This is a genomic window from Asticcacaulis endophyticus (genome assembly GCF_014652575.1).
GTDB classification, from domain to species: domain Bacteria; phylum Pseudomonadota; class Alphaproteobacteria; order Caulobacterales; family Caulobacteraceae; genus Asticcacaulis; species Asticcacaulis endophyticus.
Window position 1 is genome coordinate 1,835,462 of record NZ_BMZB01000001.1, and the last position, 22,519, is coordinate 1,857,980.

The 22,519-nt window shown below is 56.0% G+C and carries 18 protein-coding genes; 15 read left to right on the top strand and 3 right to left on the bottom strand.

The window, feature by feature from the left end:
* Positions 1–74: 74 nt before the first annotated feature.
* Positions 75–1,556 (top strand): FAD/NAD(P)-binding protein, encoded by a 1,482-nt coding sequence (locus IE102_RS08230; RefSeq protein WP_189485901.1) that lies wholly within the window; start codon positions 75–77, stop codon positions 1,554–1,556.
* Positions 1,557–1,561: 5 nt separating this feature from the next.
* On the opposite strand, the gene IE102_RS08235 is transcribed toward IE102_RS08230, so the two are convergent.
* Together IE102_RS08235 and IE102_RS08240 are read right to left on the bottom strand one after the other, a co-directional pair.
* Positions 1,562–2,068, bottom strand: a complete 507-nt coding sequence (locus tag IE102_RS08235) for a hypothetical protein (RefSeq protein ID WP_189485902.1) — start codon at positions 2,066–2,068, stop codon at positions 1,562–1,564.
* Between the two features lie 17 nt (positions 2,069–2,085).
* The gene (locus tag IE102_RS08240; RefSeq protein ID WP_189485903.1) at positions 2,086–2,709 is read right to left on the bottom strand and encodes a nitroreductase family protein; all 624 of its coding nucleotides are present in this window, start codon (positions 2,707–2,709) and stop codon (positions 2,086–2,088) included.
* A 262-nt stretch (positions 2,710–2,971) separates the two neighbouring features.
* On the opposite strand from IE102_RS08240, the gene IE102_RS08245 reads away from it, so the two are divergent.
* The 8 genes from IE102_RS08245 to IE102_RS08280 all read left to right on the top strand — a co-directional run bounded on the left by IE102_RS08245 (position 2,972) and on the right by IE102_RS08280 (position 16,034).
* The gene (locus IE102_RS08245; RefSeq protein WP_229807628.1) at positions 2,972–5,146 is read left to right on the top strand and encodes a TonB-dependent receptor; all 2,175 of its coding nucleotides are present in this window, start codon (positions 2,972–2,974) and stop codon (positions 5,144–5,146) included.
* Between the two features lie 25 nt (positions 5,147–5,171).
* Positions 5,172–6,515, top strand: a complete 1,344-nt coding sequence (locus IE102_RS08250; RefSeq protein WP_189485904.1) for an LLM class flavin-dependent oxidoreductase — start codon at positions 5,172–5,174, stop codon at positions 6,513–6,515.
* A gap of 183 nt (positions 6,516–6,698) precedes the next feature.
* Positions 6,699–9,155, top strand: coding sequence for a TonB-dependent receptor plug domain-containing protein (locus IE102_RS08255; RefSeq protein ID WP_189485905.1), 2,457 nt, complete (start codon positions 6,699–6,701; stop codon positions 9,153–9,155).
* A 9-nt stretch (positions 9,156–9,164) separates the two neighbouring features.
* Positions 9,165–10,109: an ABC transporter substrate-binding protein gene (locus tag IE102_RS08260; protein ID WP_189485906.1), complete on the top strand. Its 945-nt coding sequence runs from the start codon at positions 9,165–9,167 to the stop codon at positions 10,107–10,109.
* Positions 10,110–10,366: 257 nt separating this feature from the next.
* A complete protein-coding gene (locus IE102_RS08265) occupies positions 10,367–13,399 on the top strand; it encodes a TonB-dependent receptor (protein ID WP_189485907.1) in 3,033 nt (1,010 codons plus the stop codon).
* A gap of 137 nt (positions 13,400–13,536) precedes the next feature.
* Positions 13,537–14,550, top strand: coding sequence for a methionine ABC transporter ATP-binding protein (locus IE102_RS08270; protein ID WP_189485908.1), 1,014 nt, complete (start codon positions 13,537–13,539; stop codon positions 14,548–14,550).
* Positions 14,547–15,224, top strand: coding sequence for a methionine ABC transporter permease (locus tag IE102_RS08275; RefSeq protein WP_189485909.1), 678 nt, complete (start codon positions 14,547–14,549; stop codon positions 15,222–15,224). The genes IE102_RS08270 and IE102_RS08275 overlap by 4 nt, the downstream gene beginning before the upstream one ends.
* A 15-nt stretch (positions 15,225–15,239) precedes the next feature.
* The gene (locus IE102_RS08280) at positions 15,240–16,034 is read left to right on the top strand and encodes a MetQ/NlpA family ABC transporter substrate-binding protein (RefSeq protein ID WP_189485910.1); all 795 of its coding nucleotides are present in this window, start codon (positions 15,240–15,242) and stop codon (positions 16,032–16,034) included.
* 10 nt (positions 16,035–16,044) lie between these two features.
* Here IE102_RS08280 and IE102_RS08285 read toward each other — a convergent pair whose 3' ends face one another.
* Positions 16,045–16,506 (bottom strand): NUDIX hydrolase, encoded by a 462-nt coding sequence (locus IE102_RS08285; protein ID WP_189485911.1) that lies wholly within the window; start codon positions 16,504–16,506, stop codon positions 16,045–16,047.
* A gap of 961 nt (positions 16,507–17,467) precedes the next feature.
* On the opposite strand from IE102_RS08285, the gene IE102_RS08290 reads away from it, so the two are divergent.
* The 6 genes from IE102_RS08290 to IE102_RS08315 are packed head-to-tail and all read left to right on the top strand — an operon-like array spanning position 17,468 to position 22,512.
* Entirely contained in the window at positions 17,468–18,211 is a 744-nt protein-coding gene (locus tag IE102_RS08290; protein ID WP_189485912.1) for a DUF4198 domain-containing protein, read from the top strand.
* A gap of 60 nt (positions 18,212–18,271) precedes the next feature.
* A complete protein-coding gene (locus tag IE102_RS08295; protein ID WP_229807629.1) occupies positions 18,272–18,598 on the top strand; it encodes a hypothetical protein in 327 nt (108 codons plus the stop codon).
* 23 nt (positions 18,599–18,621) lie between these two features.
* Positions 18,622–19,353: a HupE/UreJ family protein gene (locus IE102_RS08300; protein ID WP_189485914.1), complete on the top strand. Its 732-nt coding sequence runs from the start codon at positions 18,622–18,624 to the stop codon at positions 19,351–19,353.
* A gap of 1 nt (position 19,354) precedes the next feature.
* On the top strand, positions 19,355–19,954 hold the full coding sequence (locus IE102_RS08305; RefSeq protein WP_189485915.1) for a hypothetical protein: 600 nt from the start codon (positions 19,355–19,357) through the stop codon (positions 19,952–19,954).
* 18 nt (positions 19,955–19,972) lie between these two features.
* Entirely contained in the window at positions 19,973–21,040 is a 1,068-nt protein-coding gene (locus IE102_RS08310; RefSeq protein ID WP_308429912.1) for a tartrate dehydrogenase, read from the top strand.
* Complete coding sequence (locus IE102_RS08315; protein WP_189485916.1) at positions 21,037–22,512, top strand: NAD-dependent succinate-semialdehyde dehydrogenase; 1,476 nt, start codon at positions 21,037–21,039, stop codon at positions 22,510–22,512. The genes IE102_RS08310 and IE102_RS08315 overlap by 4 nt, the downstream gene beginning before the upstream one ends.
* The last annotated feature ends 7 nt before the right edge of the window (positions 22,513–22,519 follow it).

Consider the following 22,519-nt stretch of genomic DNA (forward strand, 5'->3'; position numbering starts at 1 on the left):
GGGGCTGCATCTTTCGCCTTGCTCACCTTGATATTTATCGTCAAAATAAAACTATAAATATAGGAATTGACGATTTGTCTGAATATGTGCCAGGTACGCTTAAACCCCAGACCATTGCGATTGTCGGTGCCGGTATAAGCGGGACCCTTTTGGCGCTGAGGCTGAGTGCGCGCAATCAAACGAATGGATCAAACTTTGCACCGCTTCTGATCGAAGGGGAGCCCAGGGTGGGGCCAGGCCTTGCCTATGGCGCGGCCGATGAGGTGCATCTGCTCAATGTGCCGGTGTCACGTATGGAGGTAGGCTTTACGCCGTCGTTTGAAACATGGCTGGGCGCGCATGTTCTGGATACGGCAGCGGCAACCGCAGAAAGCGGTGGTGACCTCAGCGCCGCATTCGTTGGGCGTAAACTGTTCGGTCAATATGTCTACGAGTGCGCTCAGCGCGCTTTGCGTCGCGCCGAAGTGAATCGGGTGAGGGGGCGCGTCACCCAGATAGACAAGACGGTAAACGCGCAACATGAAGTAAGCTATAGTCTGAGCATGTCCGATGGACGGAGCCTGCGGGCTGACAAGGTGGTGTTGGCGACTGGCAATGACGCGCCAAAAGCGCCGGCTCTGTTTGAGGATAGTGACGGGCGCAGCTTGCAGGATTCGGCTCTGTTTATTCCGGACCCTTGGCAGCGGGGGGCTTTCAACGATCTCGATGTCGATGAGCCCGTTTTGCTGATCGGTACCGGTCTTACCGCAATTGACATCGCCCTGAAACTTCACATGCGTGGCCACAAGGGCCAGATTTGGGCCGTGTCACGTCGCGGCCTATTGCCGAAGGCTCACAAACAGGGTGGGGATTGGCCGGGATTTTTGGAGGCCGCCACTCAGACGTCGCCGATTAGGCTTTTGCAGCGCTTCCGTCAGGAGGCACGGCGTGCCGGTGAGGCCGGTATACCTTGGCAACGGGTTATGGATGCGGCTCGACCCTATGTGGCGCAAATCTGGTCGGGATGGTCCACGCGACAAAGGCGCCAGTTCCTGCGTCATGTCAGGCCGCATTGGGATATCCACCGTCACCGGTTGGCGCCGCGGATACAGTCCGTACTTACATCGCTCCATGATCGGGGCCAGTTCGTCGCGTTGGCGGGCCGTCTTGTCAGTTATAGCCGTAAGGGTGAGCACTTGACGGTAAAGGTGCGTCCCCGTCATAAGGCGGCGTGTATGGAGATTAAGGTCGCGCGGGTCGTAAACTGCACCGGCCCTCGTAGCGACTACGGTCAATCGGGTGATCCGCTGTTTGTGAATTTGCGTGAGCAGGGCCTCATTCAGCCCGACCTGCTGGGGTTGGGGATCGAAACGTCAGACGCGCGCGTCATTGATGGACGTGGGCAGGTCTCTGACAGTTTGTTCGCACTTGGCCCCCTGACACGACCGTCGTGGTGGGAAATCACGGCCGTGCCCGAAATTTCGGTTCAAGTGAGCCGGTTGATCGATTTTCTGCATGACCGGGCAGCGAGTTCCAGCCCGGTCGAGGACTTTTTTGACCTCGGCGCAGGGATTTAACGGGCTTAAGCCACTGCCTCTGTGGCGAAGCCGGAGCCGTGCGGGGTTGAGCGGATAAAGGTGGCTACATTTACGGGGGCGCTCAAGACGCCGATGGCGAACCCCTCATCGGCTATGTGTTGCAGGTTGGTAATCCGCTCGTCGCTGAGATTATGTTCACCACGACCGGTCACGTCGAAATAGGCCTCGATAAGTTCGGGGTGATCACTCAGCAGGTGTCGGTGTACAGTCGTGACCTGAAGCTTTGCACTTTGATCGGCAGCTATATCGACAATAGCCACGCGGTCGTGACCTTCGGCAATGGCACTAAGAGCCGTGACGGCATCGACCTGCCGGATCAAATTGCGGATATCGTGAGTTTGGCTTTGAGCGCGCAATTGCGGGTTAGGTTCACTGCTCAATGATTTGGCCTTGAAGCCCAGGGCGTGAAAGCGCGCGTCAAAGGCGCTTACATCATCATGGGTAAAATAAATCGTGTCAGAGGCGACAAGCGGAATAGTGTTGGTCAGCATGGATTATCCCTTAGTCATTATTCTTGGGGCATATCGGCGGTGAAGCGGCCCTCGAACACAAAGCTTTCAAGCGGGCGGCGTTCAGACGGGGTTTCCTGATCATGGAACACTTCGTCCAGATGCTCCAATGCAGCCCGCCTTCCGATCGCAACGGCGGTTTCGACCTGGTAGTTGTCGGGCAACCCTAAAACTTCCGGGGCTCTTTTGCGGTCAAATCCACCGATGGCGCGGGTGTTGTAACCCAAAATATGGGCCTGATGGGCCAGATTGCTCCAGGCAGCACCTGTATCGAAGGAGTGGCTGCCGATCGGAAAGGTTTCACCCTGAAAAATGAAATCCTTGCGCGATACGATAAAGATCAGGGCCGCGGCCCGGTGCGCCCACTGACGGTTCTTACTGTTTAGAAGGCCAAGCAACCGCTCCCAATCCGCGGTGTCACGGTGAGCATAGATAAACCGCCACGGCTGGGCGTTAAACGCCGACGGGGCCCAGCGCGCGGCTTCGAAGCACGCCCACAGATCAGTCTCAGGGATAGTTTCCTGTGTCAGCGACCGTGCCGACCAGCGATTAAGAAACAGGGGAGCAACAGCGTGGTCGCTGCGGCGAGGGGCCGTTAAAACATCGGAAGTGTGGATGGACATGCGAACACTCAGTGGTTTTTATATAAAACACATAGAGTAGGCTTTTGGGTTTGGGAAATGATTTTGGCTAAAGCGCGCATTAGCCATTCTCAACACTCCGAAAAGCTCATCCACGCCTATGAGTGTTCATTATAATCAGCGGTTGAGAACTCATTTGTCAGCGCAAACATAATTCCTATTAAATTCGTTTTATATTGGCGTCGGGGCAATGGGGAACTTTATGGCATTCCTGTCGGCGCGAACGAATTGACAGGAGATCCTAATGGTTAAGGTTACGGCACGGGCTTTAAGGGGCCGCTCATCACGCCTTCGGGCATTGCTTATGGTCACCGCCGCTATTGTCTGGCCCTCGGTCGCCAGTGCTGATGATGCACCCGATCCGGCGGCGTCGGCGGAAGAGGCCACAACCGTCGTCGTGACCGCCCAGCGGCGTACCACGGCCTTGCAGAAAACGCCGATTGCCATCTCGGCGTTCGGGACTGAGACGCTTGGTGACCGCAATATTAACAATGTTCGCGATCTGGCCGGGCAGGTCCCTAACCTCTATGTTGCCCGCGTGTCGATCAGCCATACCACTCAGACCTTTTCGCTGCGTGGTATCGGAGAGGCCGATCCGATTCAGGAGCCGGTGCTGGCCGTATATGTTGATGATGTCTATAGCCCGCGCCAGATCGGCTCCGGCATAGAGTTTGTAGATATTGAGCGGGTCGAAGTTCTGCGTGGGCCGCAGGGCACGCTTTATGGTCGTAACTCGTCTGCGGGGGCGTTGCGGATTATCACCCGCGATCCGGATCTGGAACTGCGCTATGTGTCCGAGCTGGGGTATGGACGCTTTAACGACATTCAGGCGCGGGGATTGCTGAGCGGGGGGATCAGTAAAAACTGGTCGGGCAGCATCGCCTATGTTCACCGCAGCCGTGACGGCGTGACCGAAAACCCGACCCTGGGCCACGATGTCAACCGTATCGACCTGAACAGTGCGCGGGGGAAGTTACGCTATAACAGTGGCGGCAAACTGGATGCCCTGCTGACGCTCAACCTGACCCGCGACCGCAGCGATACGAGGTCTTATATTCCGGCCGATCAGCCGGGTGGCTTTGACCGCCGCAAATCCTATTCCGAAGTCGAGCCGTTGCAGCATCTGGACGCAGCGTCTGCGTCGTTGCGTCTAAACTATGCGCTGTCTCCAAACTTAAGTCTGAAATCGATTACAGCTTTTGGTGGATTTAACCTCAATCCGGTCGATTATGAAAATGACGGCGAAGCCGCGCTCATTCAGAAAAACCTTATCCATTACAATGACCAATATGCCACTCAGGAAGTCCAGCTTAACGGCGATTATGGGCGACTGACTTTTACTAGCGGCCTGTTCTACCTGCATGAACGCTTTTTTGTGAAGCGGGATGGTTTCAGCCGCACCGGCTCATCGCCGACCGCGCCAGTTAGCCGGTTGCGCGCCCATAACATCACTACAACCGATGCCTATGCGGTCTTTGGTGAGGGCACGTTTGCGGCCAGCGATGTCTGGAGCTTTACGCTGGGCCTGCGCGGCACATCAGAGACAAAGAGTTTCTGGTTCGACAACAAGGTGCTCGATGCCAATCGCAACCCAATAGCTCAATCGATCAAGGGCGAAGCGGATAAGACATGGTCGGCCTGGACGCCTAAGGCGTCAGTTCAGGCTCAGTGGAGCGACAACCTGCTGCAATATCTGTCCTATTCTCGCGGCTTTAAGTCCGGCGGGTTTGATAACCGGGCGACAAGACTGGATCTGGCGACCCTCCCGTTCAACCCGGAAAAGGTCGCGACCTATGAAACCGGCCTGAAAGGCGGCTTCTTCGGCGGGCGGCTGCGCAGCAATGTCGCAGTTTTCTACAATGATTACGAGGATCTGCAGGTGTCTTTCTACGATCCGGCCTATGTCGGTAGTCGCCGCGGCAACGCCGGTAAAGCCCATAGCTGGGGCGTTGAGCTTGAAAACAGCTTTCGGGTCACTGACCGCCTCGGCATCAACCTATCGGGCGGATATCTTAAGGCCGTTTATGATGAGTACAAAGGCGCCGGCGGTAACGGCGTCAATGCCGATGGCAATCCGCTGATCAACTCACCGCAGCAGTCTTACGGTGCGGGCCTTACCTACGACCTGCCGCTGGGGACTGCGGGTGATGTCAAATTTGCGCTCAATGGCCAGTATCAGTCGAATTTCTACGCCTCAGCACTCAAACGCCCGCAGGATCGTGTGCCGGGGCAGGGTTTCGTCAACAGTTCGATCGTCTGGCAAACCCCCAACCCTCATGTCCGGATTGCACTAGATGGCCGCAACCTGACCAACAGCGATAAGCCGGTGACGGTCAGCTATGTGCCGTCAACGGGCGTGCTTCATTACAATTTCGCCGATCCGGCCACCGTGCTGGTGTCGTTCCGGTATTCACTTTAATCCCATTTGAGACGGAGTTCAGCCTATGACGAAAGTGCGTCAAATTAAACTCGGCGCCATGCTGGAAGGTGTCGGCACCGATCACGGTCGCTGGCAGCATCCCGACCTGCCCGGCGATGCCAGTATCAATATCGACTGGTATATCGAAAATGCCAAACTGGCCGAAGCCGCGAAATTCGACTTCGTGTTCATCGTCGACAGCCCCTACATCACTAAAGATTCCGCCCCGCATTTTCTGAACCGGCTGGAGCCGTTGACCCTGTTGTCGGCCGTGGCGGTGACGACGAAGACAATCGGTCTGGCCGGGACGCTGACGACGTCATATTGGGAGCCCTATAATGTTGCGCGTCAGTTTGGATCGCTGGATCTGATCAGTCGCGGGCGGGCCGGGTGGAATGTGGTCACCACGGGTCTTGAGGGGGCGGCCAGAAACTACAGTCGCGATGAGCACTTTGAGCATGGCGTGCGTTATGCCCGTGCCGAGGAATTTGTCAGCGTCGTCAAAGGCCTGTGGGACAGTTATGAGGACGATGCCTTCCTGCGCGATAAGGTTTCCGGTCAATTTCTGGACGCCGGCAAACAACATGCGCTCAATCACAACGGTACATTCTTTTCAGTCGCGGGGCCTTTAGCCCTAAGCCGCTCTAAGCAGGGGCAGCCGGTCATTTTCCAGGCGGGCGACAGTTCTGAGGGGCGTGATCTGGGTGCTAAAATCGCCGACGCGACCTTTACAATCTCGGAATCGCTTGAAAGCTCTAAAGGCTATTACCGTGATCTGAAATCGCGGGCGGCGGCTCTGGGCCGTGACCCTGATCAGATTGTTGTCCTGCCGGGTATAGATCCTATCGTGGCGGACACGGATGAGGCGGCCCAAGAAATACTCAAAGCCCGGCAAGGTGCCTTTGATCTGGATAAGGCGCTGGTTCAGGTTGGGCGGGCGTTCAACTATCATGACTTCAAAAAGTACCCGATTGACGGCCCATTCCCCGATACCTCAAACCTGACACTCAACAGCTACAAAGGCCATGCCGAGCGTATTATAAAGGTGGCCAAAGACGAAAACCTGACCCTGCGTCAGGTAGCTGAACGGTTTGGTGTCTGGAAGGCGACCTTTGTCGGCTCACCCGAAACCGTGGCGGACAGTCTAGAGCTCTGGTTCCGTGAGCGGGCTGCCGACGGCTTTATCCTGCGCGTGTCTGAGCCAGATACGTTCAGGATTTTCCGTGAAAAAGTGGTGCCGATCCTTCAGGCGCGCGGTCTGTTCAGAAATGAGTATGAACACGATACTTTGCGCGGCCATTTGGGGTTGAGCATTCCAGAAAACCGCTATGCGGATCAAACCCATATCTCTGACGTCGCCGCGCAATAGAGGGCGAATTGTCTGAGGTCAGGGCGTCACCGGATTATCCCCCCGGTGACGCCTTTTTTGTGACTGCAACCTTGGAATGCATTTGAAATCCTCAACAGCGACCGGGCTGAACTTGTTGGTTCTCAGGAGAAAACCCTATTAATCAGGTTTTATATTATACTGAGTTTGCTATGGGGTCTAAAGATGTATCGTGCACGTAATCTATTTAATCGCCGCGCCGCGCTGATTTGCGGTGTCGGGCTTGTGGCGCTGAGTTCTTCGCCGGGTTTTGCCGATGATGTGCCCGCCGCCGACGCGGCTGAACCGACAACTGTCGTTGTAACAGGCAGCCGCGGAAAACCCCGCACCATATCTGAGAGCCCGTCACCGATTGATGTCATTGATGCTGCGCAGTTGAGCCAGACCGGTAAGGTCACCCTGAAAGAAGCATTGGCGGTGCTGCTACCCTCATTGAACTACGGCACGGTCAATGGCTTTGCGCACAATAACGTGGTGCGGCCCGTGAGTATGCGCGGCTTAGGCGGCGGCTACACATTGGTGCTGGTCAATGGCAAGCGCCGCCATCCGACGACCCTGTTGATGAACTCAAACGTCGATACATCCGGTGCCACGCCGGTTGATCTGGATCAGATTCCCGTAGGTGCTATTGAGCGCATTGAAGTGTTACGTGATGGGGCGGCGGCGCAATATGGCTCCGATGCTATTGCCGGTGTGATCAATATCATCCTCAAGTCTGGTAAGGGCGGGAGCGTTTCTCTAGGTGCCGGGCAAACCTATAGCGGAGACGGCGAAAATGTGCGTGCCGCCGCCGACTGGGGCACGGTTCTGGACAACGGGCTTAAGCTGCATCTGGCGCTGGAGACCAAATATCAGGGCCGGACCGACCGTAATGATCCGGCAACAGGCAGTTTCTACTTCCCTATTAACGGTCAGCCCGATCCGCGTGAGGCTACGATCCCGAAGCGCGGCGATTACAACGGCAACCCACAGGTACGTGCGGCGACTTTTGCGGCCAATTTTGAGTTGCCCGTGCGCGACGGGCTTGAACTCTATAGCTTTGTGACCGCCGGTGCCAAAAGCGGCAATGCCTTTCAGACTAAGCGCCGCCCCAATGCCAATACCAATATCCCTGAAATTCACCCCGACGGCTTTATTCCGGTTTATCGCCTGAAAGAGCGCGATTATGAAGTGGTTGCGGGGGGGCGGGGCCTGATCGGGGACTGGACCTGGGATGCCTCCACGGCTGTGGCGCAAAACCTGACGCGCTCCAGTGCGGATACTTTGAATCCGTCTCTGGGCCTGGCAAGTCCCACAAAATTCAAACTCTATGACCTGGTGGGACACACATGGACCACTAACCTTGACGTGCGGCGTGGCTATGAGATCGGTCTGGCGGAACCCCTGAGCGTTGCCGCCGGTGTCGAATACCGCGAAGAACTCTATAAAGTGAAATCGGGTGATGCGGCGTCCTATGTCAATGGCGGCTATGTTTTCCCGTCGGGGCCGCTGGCTGGCCGTCCGGCCCTGATCGGTGTGCAGGGCGTCAATACGGTTGATGCGTCCGATGCAGGGCAGGCGGATCGTTCCAATCTGGCGGCCTATGTTGATCTTGGCCTGTCGCCAACCAAAGCGTGGTATGTAGGCTTTGCCTTGCGCTCAGAGCACTATGATGATGATGCGGGCGACACCGTCAGCGGTAAGCTCACCACCCGCTATGCCTTCACTAACGCCCTGGCGGTACGGGCTACGGTCTCGACCGGATTCCGCGCACCGTCTTTGAGCCAGCAACTCTATGGTCAGCGTCGCTATTCGACTCAGACCATTGCCGGCGTGCTCTATCAATTCCCATCGAAGGTGGTGCGGGTGGATTCCCCGCTGGCGCAGGCACTGGGCGCGCAGCCCCTGACGCCGGAGAAATCGCGCAACTATAGTCTTGGGTTTACCTTTACCCCCAGCCGCAGGTTCCGCACGACGATCGATGCCTACCGCATCGATATCGACGACCGCATTGCCCTGACCAGCACCCTGAGCGGACCCGGTGTCAACGCGCTTTTGGCGGCGGCAGGCCTGCCGACCGATATCTATGTGCAGTACTTTACCAACGCTATCGACACCAAAACCGAAGGGCTTGATATCGTCAGTGAATATACGACAGGGCTTGGCCGGTTTGGTAACCTTAAGCTTTCCGGCGCCTTCAACTGGAATCAGACCGAGATCACGAACATCAAGGCCAATCCGCCGGAACTGGCCTCATTGGGTGCCAATCTGGTGCTGTTTGACCGTGTCCAGCAGGGTACGCTAACGGTTGGTTATCCCGAAACCAAGGCCGTTCTGGGGGCGAACTGGCGTAGCGATCGCTGGACGGTCGATGTGCGCGCGACCCGTTATGATGACGTCACTCAAGTCGCCACGGTCGCCACTGATGACCGCACCTTTGGGGCCAAATGGATCACCGATTTATCGGTCAGCTACGCTTTTACGGATAAGCTGGGGCTGACGGTCGGCGCGGACAATCTGTTTGATGAATATCCCGATGCGGTCGGGATCGTGTCCGCTAACGGTGGCGGCAAATACGGCGCCTTCTCACCCTTTGGCCAGACCGGCGGCTATTATTACACGCGTCTCGATTACCGGTTTTAAGAGGTATAGATGGAACGGCGATCATTTCTGGCTCTCAGCGCGCTGACTGTGGGACTTGCCGCTTGCGGTCAGTCACCAAAGGGGCAAACCAAGCTCATTCTGGGCGACCAACAGCGTGGCCTGCGTATCCCGGTCGAGGCCGCCAACGCTCTGGAGGGGGCGGATTATCAGGTCGAATGGGCCAATTTCAGTAACCCAACCTCTCTGTTTGAGGCTTCAAGTTCGGGTGCCGTCGATACCCTAATGGCGATCGATAATCTGGTCCTTTTGGGGGCCATTGTCGGGCGGCCCTATAAAATCGTCGCCCACTGGAAATCGGCCTCTGATGGTATTGGCATCGTGGTTCCCGCCAACTCCCCCATCAAGACCGTGGCTGATCTTAAAGGCCGAAAGGTCATAGTCTCAACCGCGCCCGGCGGCACAGCCGATGGCGTCTTTTACGCCGCGATACGCGAAGCGGGACTTAAAGACGATGACGTAAAACCGGGCTATATGCTGCAACCTGATGCTCTGGCCGCGTTTGAGCGGGGCAATATCGACGCTTGGGCGACCAATGATCCTAATCTGGCGCGGGTCGAAGCCACCGGTGCTCGGCTTTTGCGCAATGGTGTCGGCATCAATAAGAGCGTCAGTTTTCTTGCGGCGTCGGATCAGGCTTTGAATGATCCCGCGCGCCGGGTAGCGCTTAAGGATGTTTTGCACAGGATCGCCACTGCCTTTGCGTGGAGTAACGATAATCTTGAGGCCTACGCAAAAATCTACTCCGAAGAGACCCAGCTTTCGCCCGGTCTGGCCTTGACGACACTTAGCCGGCGCGGGCGGCCGGAGCTTAAGCCGATTACGCCGCAAACCATTGCCGATGCGCAAGTTGTTGCCGATCACTATGCGGCCCGCGGTATTTTCCCCCGTAAAGCTGATGTCACCGGCTTTTTTGATACGACCCTGTTTACCTGATCATGAAGCCAGATCGGTCGCATTAGAAAAACTATGCGCACAATCGATCATTACTGCTGTTGACGGGTAGGAATTAGTCCGGCTAATGACGCTTAGGTTTCACATATGAAAAGATGAGACCGTTTATAAATCCCCGCCTAGGGGATGGGATGAAGCGTCCGCCCGTCGGCGGCCCACTAAGAAGTCAACTTCGCGTCCGCTCCTTCAATAAATTTACTGAACCGGTTCGGGGCCTGCCCGATCCGCAGGAGCTGATTATGTCTCGATTAACCGTGCCAAGTTTGGCGCGATACCTGCTTGCGTCCTCATGCCTGATATCGGTGGTGTCTGCGCCGGTCGTTTTTGCCCAATCCACGGAAACCCCAGGTGACAGTGAAACGGTTGAAACCGTTGTGGTCACTGGCACGCGAGCGTCTTTGGCCTCGGCTATTGATCGCAAGCGCCGCGCCGGAACGGTTAGCGATTCGATCGTGGCCGAAGATGTCGGTCAGTTTCCGGATAAGAACGTCGGCGAAGCTTTGTCGCGCATTACCGGTGTGCAGTTGTCGCGTGATTTTGGCGAAGGGGTGGCCGTGTCGATCCGTGGTGTGGAGCCCGATCTGAACCGTGTTGAAATCAATGGTTTGAGCGTGCTGGGCACAAATGGCGAAGGTTCGCGGGGGGCCGATTTCCGTGAGCTTCAGGCCGAACTGATCCAGTCGATCGATGTATTCAAGGGCTTTACGGCTGACATGACCGAAGGCGGCGTCGGCGGCACGGTCTCTATCAAGACCCGCAAGCCGCTCGATTTCAAAAAGCCGACCTATTCGGCGACTTTTTCAGGCCAGAAGCTAAGCCTTGATGATGAATGGACACCGCGTATCAGTCTGTTTGGGACGCGCAAGTTTCTCGATAACCGCTTAGGCGTGCTGTTCAACGCCACCTTTGATCACGTCAATACCCGCCAGGACTATACCGGCAATACCGAATGGGCGCGTCTCGCTGATTTCGATCAATCGCCGGAAAAGACCGTGGACTATTACAACACAGCTTACGGAGCGGACGTTAGCCGCCAGATCGCGGATGTTGATACCTGGGGCGGTTGCTCGTCGCTGACGTCCTCCAACACATCGATTATTTCGACGGCGACCATGCGGTCTCAGTGTCTGACCCAGTGGTGGGACTACACGCCGCGCACAGCCCGTTACCGCGTCTGGGACCGCGAAGATAAGCGCCTATCGGCCGAACTGACCCTGCAATATCGCATCAATGACCAGTGGAGCGTCTGGGGCAGCTATAATAAAAACCAGCGCAGCCAGCGCCTGAACGATCGTAACTATGGCACGGCCTTTACAGCCGTGAACCGCCTGAAGACCGGCTCAATCGTCTCCGGCGATCCGGCGTCTGTGCCGGCCGGTATTGTGGTTGATGATAATCATAATGTCATCGCCTATACCGTGTCGACGCGTCTGGCCGGTGTAACCGTCGGCGGCAATGACGCCTTCTCGACCTCATCGCGCGATTTCCAACTCGATATTGATTCTGACTATGTTTCCGGCGGCTTCAACTATCGTGGTGACAGGCTGGCCATCGAGTTTACCGGCGCGCACGCGGAATCGACCTATTATGACTCCACCAACGGCGTGACGCTGACGGCGGATTCTCCGGGGCTTAAGGTATCGCTTGATCCGTCAACCGGGGTGCCGAGCTTTACCTTCGCGCCGGGCTATGAGACGTCGAACCTCAGCGCCTATAATAGTCTGGCCGTGCAATACCGCCCGCGCGAAAACGACATCACCGAAGACCAGTTCAAGCTCGATATCGACTATGACCTTGACCTGCCATTTTTCACCAAGTTTGAAACCGGCGCCCAATATCGCAAGAGCGGATCTTTGCTCTATCGCGACAGCGGCTACATCGTCTCGACTGGCCCGGATCTGATTGCGGGCACGGCCGATGATATCCGCACCATCAGCGCGCGTATCGACAGAACGTACGACCTGACCACCAATGCAGCCTTGCTGGCATCATTGGCGGGGGCGGTCACGGACCTGCCGTCTTCGTTCTTTGATGGCTATAATGATGTGTCCGGTCAGGCGTCGAACTGGCTGGTGCCCGATACAGCCGCCATCCTTAAGCTGGTTGGCACCGAGGGCTTCAACCACAACAACCTGCGTCAGGCGCTGGGCACGGACGGTAAGGTTTATCCGCAGATTCCGGTTCACGACATCGAAGAAGAGGTCAAGGCGGCCTATGCCAAGCTTAACTTTGAAACGGGATTATTCGGGCTGGAACTGGATGGTAATTTCGGGGTTCGTGTCGTGAGCACAAGCGTGCTGGCGGCGGGACTGCTTCAGCGCAATGAGCGCCGTTCGACCCCAACGGTTGATAATCCGGCGGCGACCACAAATTATCAGATATCGAACAGCATCGTCAGCATTGATGAATCCTACACTGATGTCCTGCCGAGCTTCAACCTCAGTACCTGGCTAATTCCCAATGAACTGACTGTGCGCGTCGGCTGGGCCAAGGTCATGGCGCGGCCAAAGATGACGGATCTGGTGCCGTCGGCGGTTTGTACCTTTGATGCAACGGGCGGCGCTATAGCTGATGATGACTTTGTCGATATCTGCTCGGCCGGCAATCCGGGGCTTAAGCCTTACCGCGCCGACCAGTTTGATCTCAGCGGCGAATGGTATCCTAACCGCGACACCCAATTCAGCGTCGGTCTGTTCCATAAGGATATCAAGACCTACATCCTGAACCGGACTTTGGTGCGCAATGTCGATTATTTCAACGATGGGAATGTGATTGATGTGACCATGCCCATCAACGGGCAGGGCGCCAAGATCAAAGGGGTGGAAGTGGCGTTCAAAACCGCCTTTACCTTCCTGCCGGGTGTGTTCAATGGCTTTGGTATCGACACCAACTACACCTGGTCCGAAGCTGAAAACGGCGGGCTTTACAGTGAACTCGACGGTTCGGAACTGCCGTTCCCTGGCCTGTCGGAGCATAGCTACAACGTTTCGCTATGGTATGATAAGGGCCCGATTAATGCCCGTCTGGCCTATAATGGCCGCACGGAATATCTGGTCACAGCCGCCGATCGTTCAGGTAAGCCGGTGTACCGTGATGGCTCGGAATACCTTGATGGCAAGATTACGTGGAAGGCCTCAAACGGCGTATCACTGTTTGTCGAGGGAAAGAACCTGACGGGAACCGCCGAGCGGGCAACGTCGGGCGATATTCGACTTAATGAATTGTCCTGGCCCGGCAAGCGCGTGTTTGTCGGCGTGACCTATAAGCGCTGATAATCTGATGACAAAGGGGCCGGATGATACATGCGGCCCTTTTTCATGAGTGTCTGTTGATGCTTTAGAACTTCAAGCGCCTGACTTAAGAAAAATGCGCTTTACCGGCGGTGGCGCATGACTATAAGCCTACCGTCATGGTCGAGATTAACACAACATCTGCGCAAGCTGACCTCATCCGATTTTCCGGACTGTCGAAACGGTTTCAGCTGAAACGTGGTCATCAGGATGCGTTGGCAGGCATTGACCTTACGATCCGGCGTGGAGAGATTTTCGGCATAATTGGTCCGTCAGGTTCAGGGAAATCGACCCTGATCCGCATGATCAACCGGCTTGAGCGCCCAACGCAGGGGCGGGTTGAAATCGACGGGGTTGATCTGGCCGGGCTGGACGGGGCGGCCTTGTCTGCGCTGCGCCACAAGCTCGGCATGATTTTTCAGCAGTTCGGCCTGCTGTCGACCAAGACAGCATTACAAAACGTGGCTTTTGCGCTCGAACTGGCCGGAACGGGCACGGCGTCATCGCGTAAGGCGCGCGCACTTGAACTTCTGGAGCGTGTCGGTTTGTCGGCCCACGCGGATAAGTATCCGGCCCAGCTTTCCGGCGGGCAGAAGCAACGCGTCGCCATTGCCCGCGCATTAGCTAATAACCCGAATATATTGCTGTGTGATGAGGCGACCAGCGCGCTTGATCCCTATGCCACTCAGGATATCCTGAGCCTTCTCACCGATCTCAATCGCGATCTGGGATTGACCATTGTTCTGGTTACTCATGAGATGGAAGTTGTGCGTCAGGTCTGTGATCGTGTCGCCATTCTCGATCAGGGGCGACTTGCCGAAGTCGGCGCCGTCGCGGATGTCCTGCTTGACCCCCAAAGCCCGGAGGCTGTGGCACTGGCGGCGCATCTGCTGCCGCGGCCCGAAAACGTCGCATCATCTGAACTGGTGCGCCTGACCTGGTTTGGCGAAGATCGGTTGCACGCCACCGTGTCGGGGCTAGATGTCTGGGTGTCGCTTCATGCCGGTCAGGTGTCGCATTTGAAATCCGGGCTTTATGGGGATGTGTGGGCGACCGTTTCGGGGCCGGAGCGTCTTACCGCGCTCGCACGCCTTCGCGATGCTGGCCTTAAGGTGGGTGAGGTGGCGTCATGACCGAATTTCTGTCCGCTTTTTTCGTTAATGTCGATAGCGGAGAAATCCTCCGCGCCAGTCTGGAAACATTAGGGATGCTCTTCGGGGCGTTAGTCCTGAGTATAGTCCTTGGCCTGCCGCTGGGGATCGGTTTGTCGGTGACCAGCCCGTCAGGCCTAGCGCCCAACCGCCTAAGCTACGGAGCCTTAAGCCTGATCGTCAATGTGCTCAGGTCCGTACCGTTTGTGATCCTGTTTATTCTGCTGATCCCGGTTACGCTGGCTCTAGTGGGAACCTCGCTGGGCGTGCGCGGGGCCATCCCGCCACTGGTACTGGGGGCGGCGCCCTTTCTGGCACGGCTGATTGAGATGGCTCTGCGCGAAGTCGATCCGGCGGTGGTTGAAGCCACGCAGGCGCTGGGGGCTTCAAAGCGACAGATCGTCTGGCGCACTCTGCTGCCCGAAGCCCTGCCGGGCTTGATTGCGGCGGTGACCGTGACGGCGATCGCGCTGGTGTCCTATACGGCAATGGCCGGTGTCGTCGGGGCCGGTGGTCTGGGCGATCTGGCCGTGCGTTATGGTTATCAGCGTTTCCAGACCGATGTCATGCTGGTCACGGTAGTGCTTATTATTTTGCTGGTTCAGGGCCTTCAGGTTGCTGGCGACGCGCTGGTGGCGCGGTTCTCACACAAATAACTTAAGGATATCATCATGTTGTCACGTCGTTTGTTCGTCTCAGGCGTATCCGCCACGGCTCTGGCCGCCTGTGCGCCCGCCAAGCCCAAAAGCGATGTCCTGACTGTGGCCGCAACCGCTGTGCCTCACGCCGAAATCCTCAAAGTCATCACACCTGATCTGGCCGCCAAGGGCATTACGCTTGAAATCAAGGTTTTCAACGATTACGTCCAGCCCAACTTACAGGTCGATCAGGGATTGATTGACGCCAATTATTTCCAAACCTTGCCTTACCTCGAAGCGTTCAATAAGGAACGCGGCACGAAACTTGTGACCGTCACGGGTGTGCATGTCGAACCGTTCGGCGGCTACTCCAAAAAGGTCAAGTCTATCGCGGAGTTGAAGACCGGCGCGGTTATCGCCCTGCCCAATGATCCGTCCAATACCGGCAGAGCCTTGATATTGCTGCATAAGAACGGCCTGATTGAATTGAAAGATGCCGCGAACATCAATGCGACCCTGAAAGATATCAAGTCCAACCCGAAATCGTTCCAGTTCAAGGAGCTGGAATCGCCGTCCCTGCCGCGCGTGCTGGGGGAGGTCGATCTGGCGCTCATCAATACCAACTACGCGCTTGATGCCGGGCTTGAGCCCAAACGCGACGCTCTGATCCTCGAAGGCGCCGACAGTCCCTATATCAACTATCTTGTGGCCCGTGCGGACAAGGTTTCTGACCCGCGCCTCAAACTTTTGTCTAAGGCGTTGACCTCGGCCAAGGTAAAGTCATTTATCACTGAAACCTATAAAGGCGCGGTTCTACCAGCCTTTTGATAGTTTAAGGTCAGGTCGGTGATCGCGTCGCGCTGTCATCGGCTGCAAAGCGCAGGATGATGTCTCTAAGGACCGGGATCTCAACGAGGCCCGCGGCATATTCCGCATCGAACCAAAGCACCTGTCGCTGTCCCATCTCTGGCCACAGCGTCAGTTGCTGGGTAACATTCATCGGAAAGACCTCCACACAAGGTATCAGACACTGACCAGGAAGGCCCCGATCCTTAACATACGCAAAGTTGCCAACAGGGGTATCGCTTATGTCACCAATGATACCCGCTTCCTCATAGGCTTCACGTGCGGCCGCTTCTGGCGGACTCAGTCCGGGGATGGGCTTGCCTTTGGGAATGATCCATTGCCGGCTGCCACGAGAGGTTATCAAAAGGATTTGTAGCCCACCAAAAATTGTCTTCCGGTAGGGAAGGGCGGCATATTGATCTGCATTTTTGTAAGGACCCAGGTTTTCAGTCATAATTGTCCTTGAACGGATGATGTATCAAGAACTAGGGCAAGTCGCATCAGGCTGCAATGTTTAGCAAAGTGAAGTTTAAAGACCAAAGAGTTGATGCTCTAAATCGAGACGGATATTATATGTGTCGTTCGGTTTAGGCGGGCCCCCGCAACCAAAATTAAGGTAGATATTTCTATAAGATAAACACCCTCACGGGCGGCTTCTTTGTTTGTCCCAAACCCCTCCAGCTACCACATAGCTACCAACCAAACACAAAACGCAATCACGGAAATGTGTGGACAAAGGTGGAGGGGGAAATGGCCGAGGTTGGCCCTTAAAGGACGTTGCACAGTTTCGAGCAACTCGCGAAAGCAGAAATAAACCTAACCGCGGTGCCGAGAATAGCTGTCGTCTTCACTGTTGCCGGAAAGGTCGGAGAGCGTCGGATAGCCGTCGGGTGCCAGGTGGATACCGCCCGTCGTGGGTAACTGACGGTCCAAGTCAATGACGGTGATGCCCTTTTGGACGGCCCCGTGCGCGGATGCCCTCATTCAGGTCTGTGATGCGTTGGGCGTTGAAATCGACGCGATCCGGCGGTATGGCGGGCAGGGTGGCAATATAAAGGTCATGGCCTTTGGCCTCCTATCATAACGGTGTAAGACGCCATGATGACTGAGACGGGGGTGGCCGCCTCGAAGGAGAGCGAATTGAACGCCGTGGCGGCGGACGCGAGAACAGGTGAAATGACTGAACGCTTTACGTCCGAACGCCCCCACAGGGCGGATCGTGCCTCAATGACAATCCTAGGGCAGATTTGAACGATAATAACAAGATTAGCTGTAGAGGCGAAAACGGCGAATGTGCCGTTTGGGCTTTAAAATCGATTGTTGCCGCTAGATCTTCGCGCCAAAAAAGCAGGTCATGCAGTTTGAGTATGGTAGCGTCTTTGTCCTTAAATGGCTTTGCATAAGGATGTGGGCGCATGAAACTGAAAACGGTATCGACGATTTTTAGCGTGGTGGCCCTGGTCGCGGGGCTGGCCAATTCAACCACAGCTTCGGCGCACGCCATTTGGTTTGCCCAGCGCGCAAAGCAACTGGCGATGATCTATGGCGTGGGGGCCGATGATCTGGATGCGGTCAAGCGTTTGCCTTTGCTACAAACGGTCAATGGCTATGATGCTGATTGGCAAAAGGTGCCCACCACCATCAAGGCCAATGGCCCGATCGCTACGGTGGACAGCGAAGATCCGGTTACCACTGTGGCCGCCGTCATGGATTACGGTATCTGGGCCAAGGGCAAGGACGGCGAATGGTACAAGAAAGGCCGTGACGAACTGCCTGACGCTGTCGTCGCCGAGCATAACTATAAGTACGGCGTCTTTCTGGGGTCGCTGACGGCCAAGGTGCCGCTACTCGAAGGGCAGGACCTTCAAATCGTCCCGGTCGGTGAAATTCCGGCTGAGTACAATAAGCCTGCAACCTTTAAAGTCATGTTCAAGGGTAAGCCGATAAAGGGCGTTCAAATCCTTCGCGATTACGTCAACGATCCCGATCAAACGCCTCAGATCACCGCTGACGATGGCACAGTAACATTTGATATACGCAATCAAGGCCTGAATGTTGTGGTCGCTATCTATGTCGGCCAAACCGATAATGCGGCCAAGTACGATCATATCGAACACCGCGCCACTTTGTCGTTCGTTCTGCCTCATAAGCCCGAATAAGGAGTTTTCCCTATGCGTTTTACGACTGCTTTTTTAGCATTGGCCCTACTTGGCGCCCCCATGGCCGCATTCGCCCACGGCAATATGAAGCCCCAGCATGGCGGCATCGTGCAGATGTCGGGTGAGACGGTTTTTGAGTTGGTGGTCAAGCCCACAAGCGTCGAGCTTTATGTCTCCGAAGACGATGAACCGGTCGCCAGTTCGGCAGCTACGGCCAAGTTAACCCTGACCGTGGCTGGTAAGAAGACCGAACTGCCGCTGGCGGCCGGTGCCGGTAATGGTTTTGTCGGTGCTGGGATCAAGTTGCCCAAAGGGGCTACAGTCGGCGTAACGGTGGTTGATAAGGCATCGGGTGCCAAGACCTTTACCACCTATACCCTGAAATAATCAGTCTTTATGAGGGTGCCGCGATGACGGTTTCTCCGCCGAAAGCCTTTTCGGCCAGATGGGGTGTGCTTTGTACTTTGTGTGTCCTTGTGGCGTTCATGGTATTGTACGCGCCCGATGCGTTTGCGCACGGCGTTTCTGACAAGGACAAGGCCTATATCCAGTCGATGCAGGGTGTGCATGTCATTCCCTACATGTACCTGGGGGCCAAGCACATGGTCACCGGTTATGATCACCTGTTGTTTCTGTTTGGAGTGATCTTCTTTCTATACAGGCTCAAGGACGTCACCAAATACGTCACCCTGTTTGCGGTCGGCCATTCGATCACCTTGCTGGTGGGGGTGCTGTTTAATATTCGGGCCAATCCCTTCCTGATCGATGCCATCATTGGGTTATCGGTTGTCTATAAGGGGCTTGATAATCTGGGTGGGCTGAAAAAAGTTATCGGTTTCAACCCCAATCCGCGTCTGGCTGTGTTGGTCTTTGGTCTGTTTCACGGGTTCGGACTGGCGACCAAGATCCAGGAGCTATCCTTCTCCCGTGATGGGCTGCTCGGCAACCTGATCAGCTTTAATATCGGCGTCGAAATTGGTCAGTTCCTGGCCCTTAGCCTGATCCTGATCCTGATCCTTATGACTTTGTGGCGGCAAACACCGTCGTTTAAGCGCAGCGCTGTCGTGGCCAATGGGCTGCTGATGTGCGCGGGCTTTATCCTGATCGGCTATCAATTATCCGGCTATTTGGCGAGCAGATGAGATGACCAATTCTGAAACGACCTATGCGGTATCGGCCAAGGCCCTGATCAAGGTATCGGGAGCTGCGTTTGTGGCGGCGGGTGTCATCCTTATCCTGTTCGTTTTGCCGGCGGAACGGGGCATCGACATTACCGGTGTGGGCAAGTTTTTGGGGCTGACCCAGATGGCCGGTGGCGAAGATGCCGCTGATGATACGCCTGATGCTACGATTGTGGCCGAGGGTGCCTATGTGGTGCCGGTGCAGACCAAGGCCAGTATCGTCAAGTCAACACCGATGCGTTCCGATGAAATACAGATCACCTTGGCGCCGCACAAAGGTACTGAGATCAAGGCCCATATGAAGAGCGGCGATCACTTTATCTATAGCTGGACTTCGACGGCTCCGGTCAAGGCTGACATGCACGGCGAAAAGATCGGTGCGCCGGATGGTGAGTTTACCCAATACTGGAAAGAGAAAGGCCTCAGCAAAGATCAGGGCGCCTTTACCGCGCCATTTGATGGCAAGCATGGCTGGTATTTCCGCAATCAGGGCGAAACACCGCTGACGGTCATTGTTAAGACATCAGGCTTTTATCAGGATATGTTTGAGCCTAAATCATAGTAATTTCAGGATATTATAATGAAAACCTATTCCATTGCTGTCATTCCCGGAGACGGTATCGGGAGGGAGGTTATGCCGCCCGCCCTTGAGGTGTTGAATGCGGCTGCTGCCAAATTTGGCTTTGGTCTAGACTATGGTCACTATGACTGGTCTTGCGAGACCTACAAGGCCACGGGGCAAATGATGCCTGATGATGGCTTGGAGCTACTCTCCAGACATGACAGCATCTTTTTGGGCGCGGTGGGTTATCCGGGTGTGCCGGATCACGTGTCCTTGTGGGGGCTGTTGATCCCTATTCGCCGGGCCTTTGATCAGTATGTCAACCTGCGGCCTGTGCGTCTGTTGCCGGGTGTGCCATGTCCCTTGGCCAATAAAAAACCGGGTGATATCGATTTCTGGATCGTCCGCGAAAATTCCGAAGGTGAGTATTCGCAGGAAGGTGGACGCTATGATGAAGGCCTGCCGACCGAAGGCGTCACTCAGGTCGCTCGCTTTACCGCCAAGGGCACTGACCGCATCTTGCGGTATGCCTTTGAGTTGGCCAACAGGCTGGGGCGCAAGCATGTGTCGTCGGCCACTAAGTCAAACGGTATCTATCATTCCATGCCCTATTGGGATGAACGCTTCGAGGCCATGGCCAGAGAATATCCTGACACCAAGGTCGATCAGCATCATATCGATATTCTATGTGCGCGTTTTGTTATGCACCCGGAACGCTTTGACGTGGTGGTTGGCTCGAACCTGTTCGGCGATATCCTGTCCGATCTGGGGCCGGGGGTGACAGGTACGATTGCCGTGGCGCCATCGGCTAATATCAACCCTGAAGGCAAGTATCCATCGATGTTTGAGCCGGTTCATGGTTCGGCGCCGGATATCGCTGGACTGGGCATAGCTAACCCCATTGGCCAAATTTGGTCGGCATCAATGATGCTGGAGCACCTGGGAGAACCCGAAGCCGCGGCAGCCATCATGCGTGCGATAGAAACCGTGCTGACCGCCGCTGATGCGCCCTTGACGCCTGATCTGGGCGGGACGGCCACCACCGATCAATTGGGGGCCGCTATTGCGGCTGCGTTGCAGGCATGAGCATTGAGGGATTAAAGCGCGCTGACCTTTTGCGGCAGCAGGCCCTGATTGGTGGCGTATGGTGCGATGCCGATGCTGGCATGGTAATCAATGTTGATGATCCTGCCAGTCTTGCCACCATAGCCACGGTACCGGATATGGGCGCGGGTGAAGCGGAGCGGGCGGTCACCGCCGCTCATGCCGCCTTATCCGACTGGTCGGCCTTACCGGCCAAGACGCGGGCCAAGTTGTTGCGGAACTGGTTCGATCTGATCGAAACTCATGCCGAAGATATTGCCCTGATCCTCACCCGTGAGCAAGGCAAACCCTATGCCGAAGCCATTGGTGAAATTGCCTATGCCGCAGGATTCATTGAATGGTTTGCCGAAGAGGCCAAGCGCATTTCCGGCGATACCTTGCCGGCGCCACGTTCTGATCAACGATTGATGGTGATCAAGCAGCCCGTTGGAGTGGTGGCGGCTATAACTCCATGGAATTTTCCAGCAGCGATGATTACCCGTAAGGCGGGGGCTGCCTTGGCGGCTGGCTGCACGGTAGTGCTGAAGCCTTCTGATCTGACGCCTTTGACGGCCCTGGCGCTGGCGGTTTTAGCGCAGGAAGCCGGTATACCTGACGGTGTATTCAATGTGGTGACGGGGCAACCGCAAGGTATAGGCTCAGTGCTTACCGGCGATCCACGGGTGCGAAAGCTGACGTTCACGGGGTCAACGGCCGTGGGTAAGTTCCTTACCGCCGCCTGTGCTGGCACCATGAAACGGGTGTCGATGGAACTGGGAGGGAATGCCGCCCTGATCGTCTTTGATGATGCCGATCTGGATGTGGCGGTCGAAGGTGCCATGGCGTCTAAGTTTCGCAATACCGGCCAGACCTGCGTTTGTGCTAACCGTATCCTCGTACAGGATGGCATCTATGATCGCTTTGTCGCGGCCTTGAAACTCAAGGTCGACGCGCTGAAGGTTGCCACAGGGCTGACCTACGGTGCGACCCAAGGGCCGCTAATCAACAAAGCGGCCCTCGATAAGGTGGAACGCCATGTGGCCGATGCGGTCTCAAAGGGAGCGCAGGTCATTACGGGCGGACATGCGCTAAATGATATCGGCGCGGGGGCATTCTTTGCGCCAACCATCCTGACCAATGCCACGACCGCTATGGCTTTATCTCAGGAAGAGACCTTTGGACCGGTGGCGCCCATATTCCGTTTTTATAATGCGTCTGAGGCCGTGGCTATGGCCAATGCGGTGTCAACTGGTTTAGCGGCCTATGTCTTTACGCGTGATCTGTCCCAGGCTCTGGTGGTATCAGAGGGGCTTGAAACCGGCATGGTGGGGCTGAATACCGGGGCGATTTCCACCGAAATGGCCCCGTTTGGCGGTATCAAGGACTCCGGTCTGGGTCGTGAAGGCTCCAAATACGGCATTGAAGAATATCTCGACATCAAGTTCATGCTGATTGGCGGTGTGAGTGCCCTGTAAGTGCAGT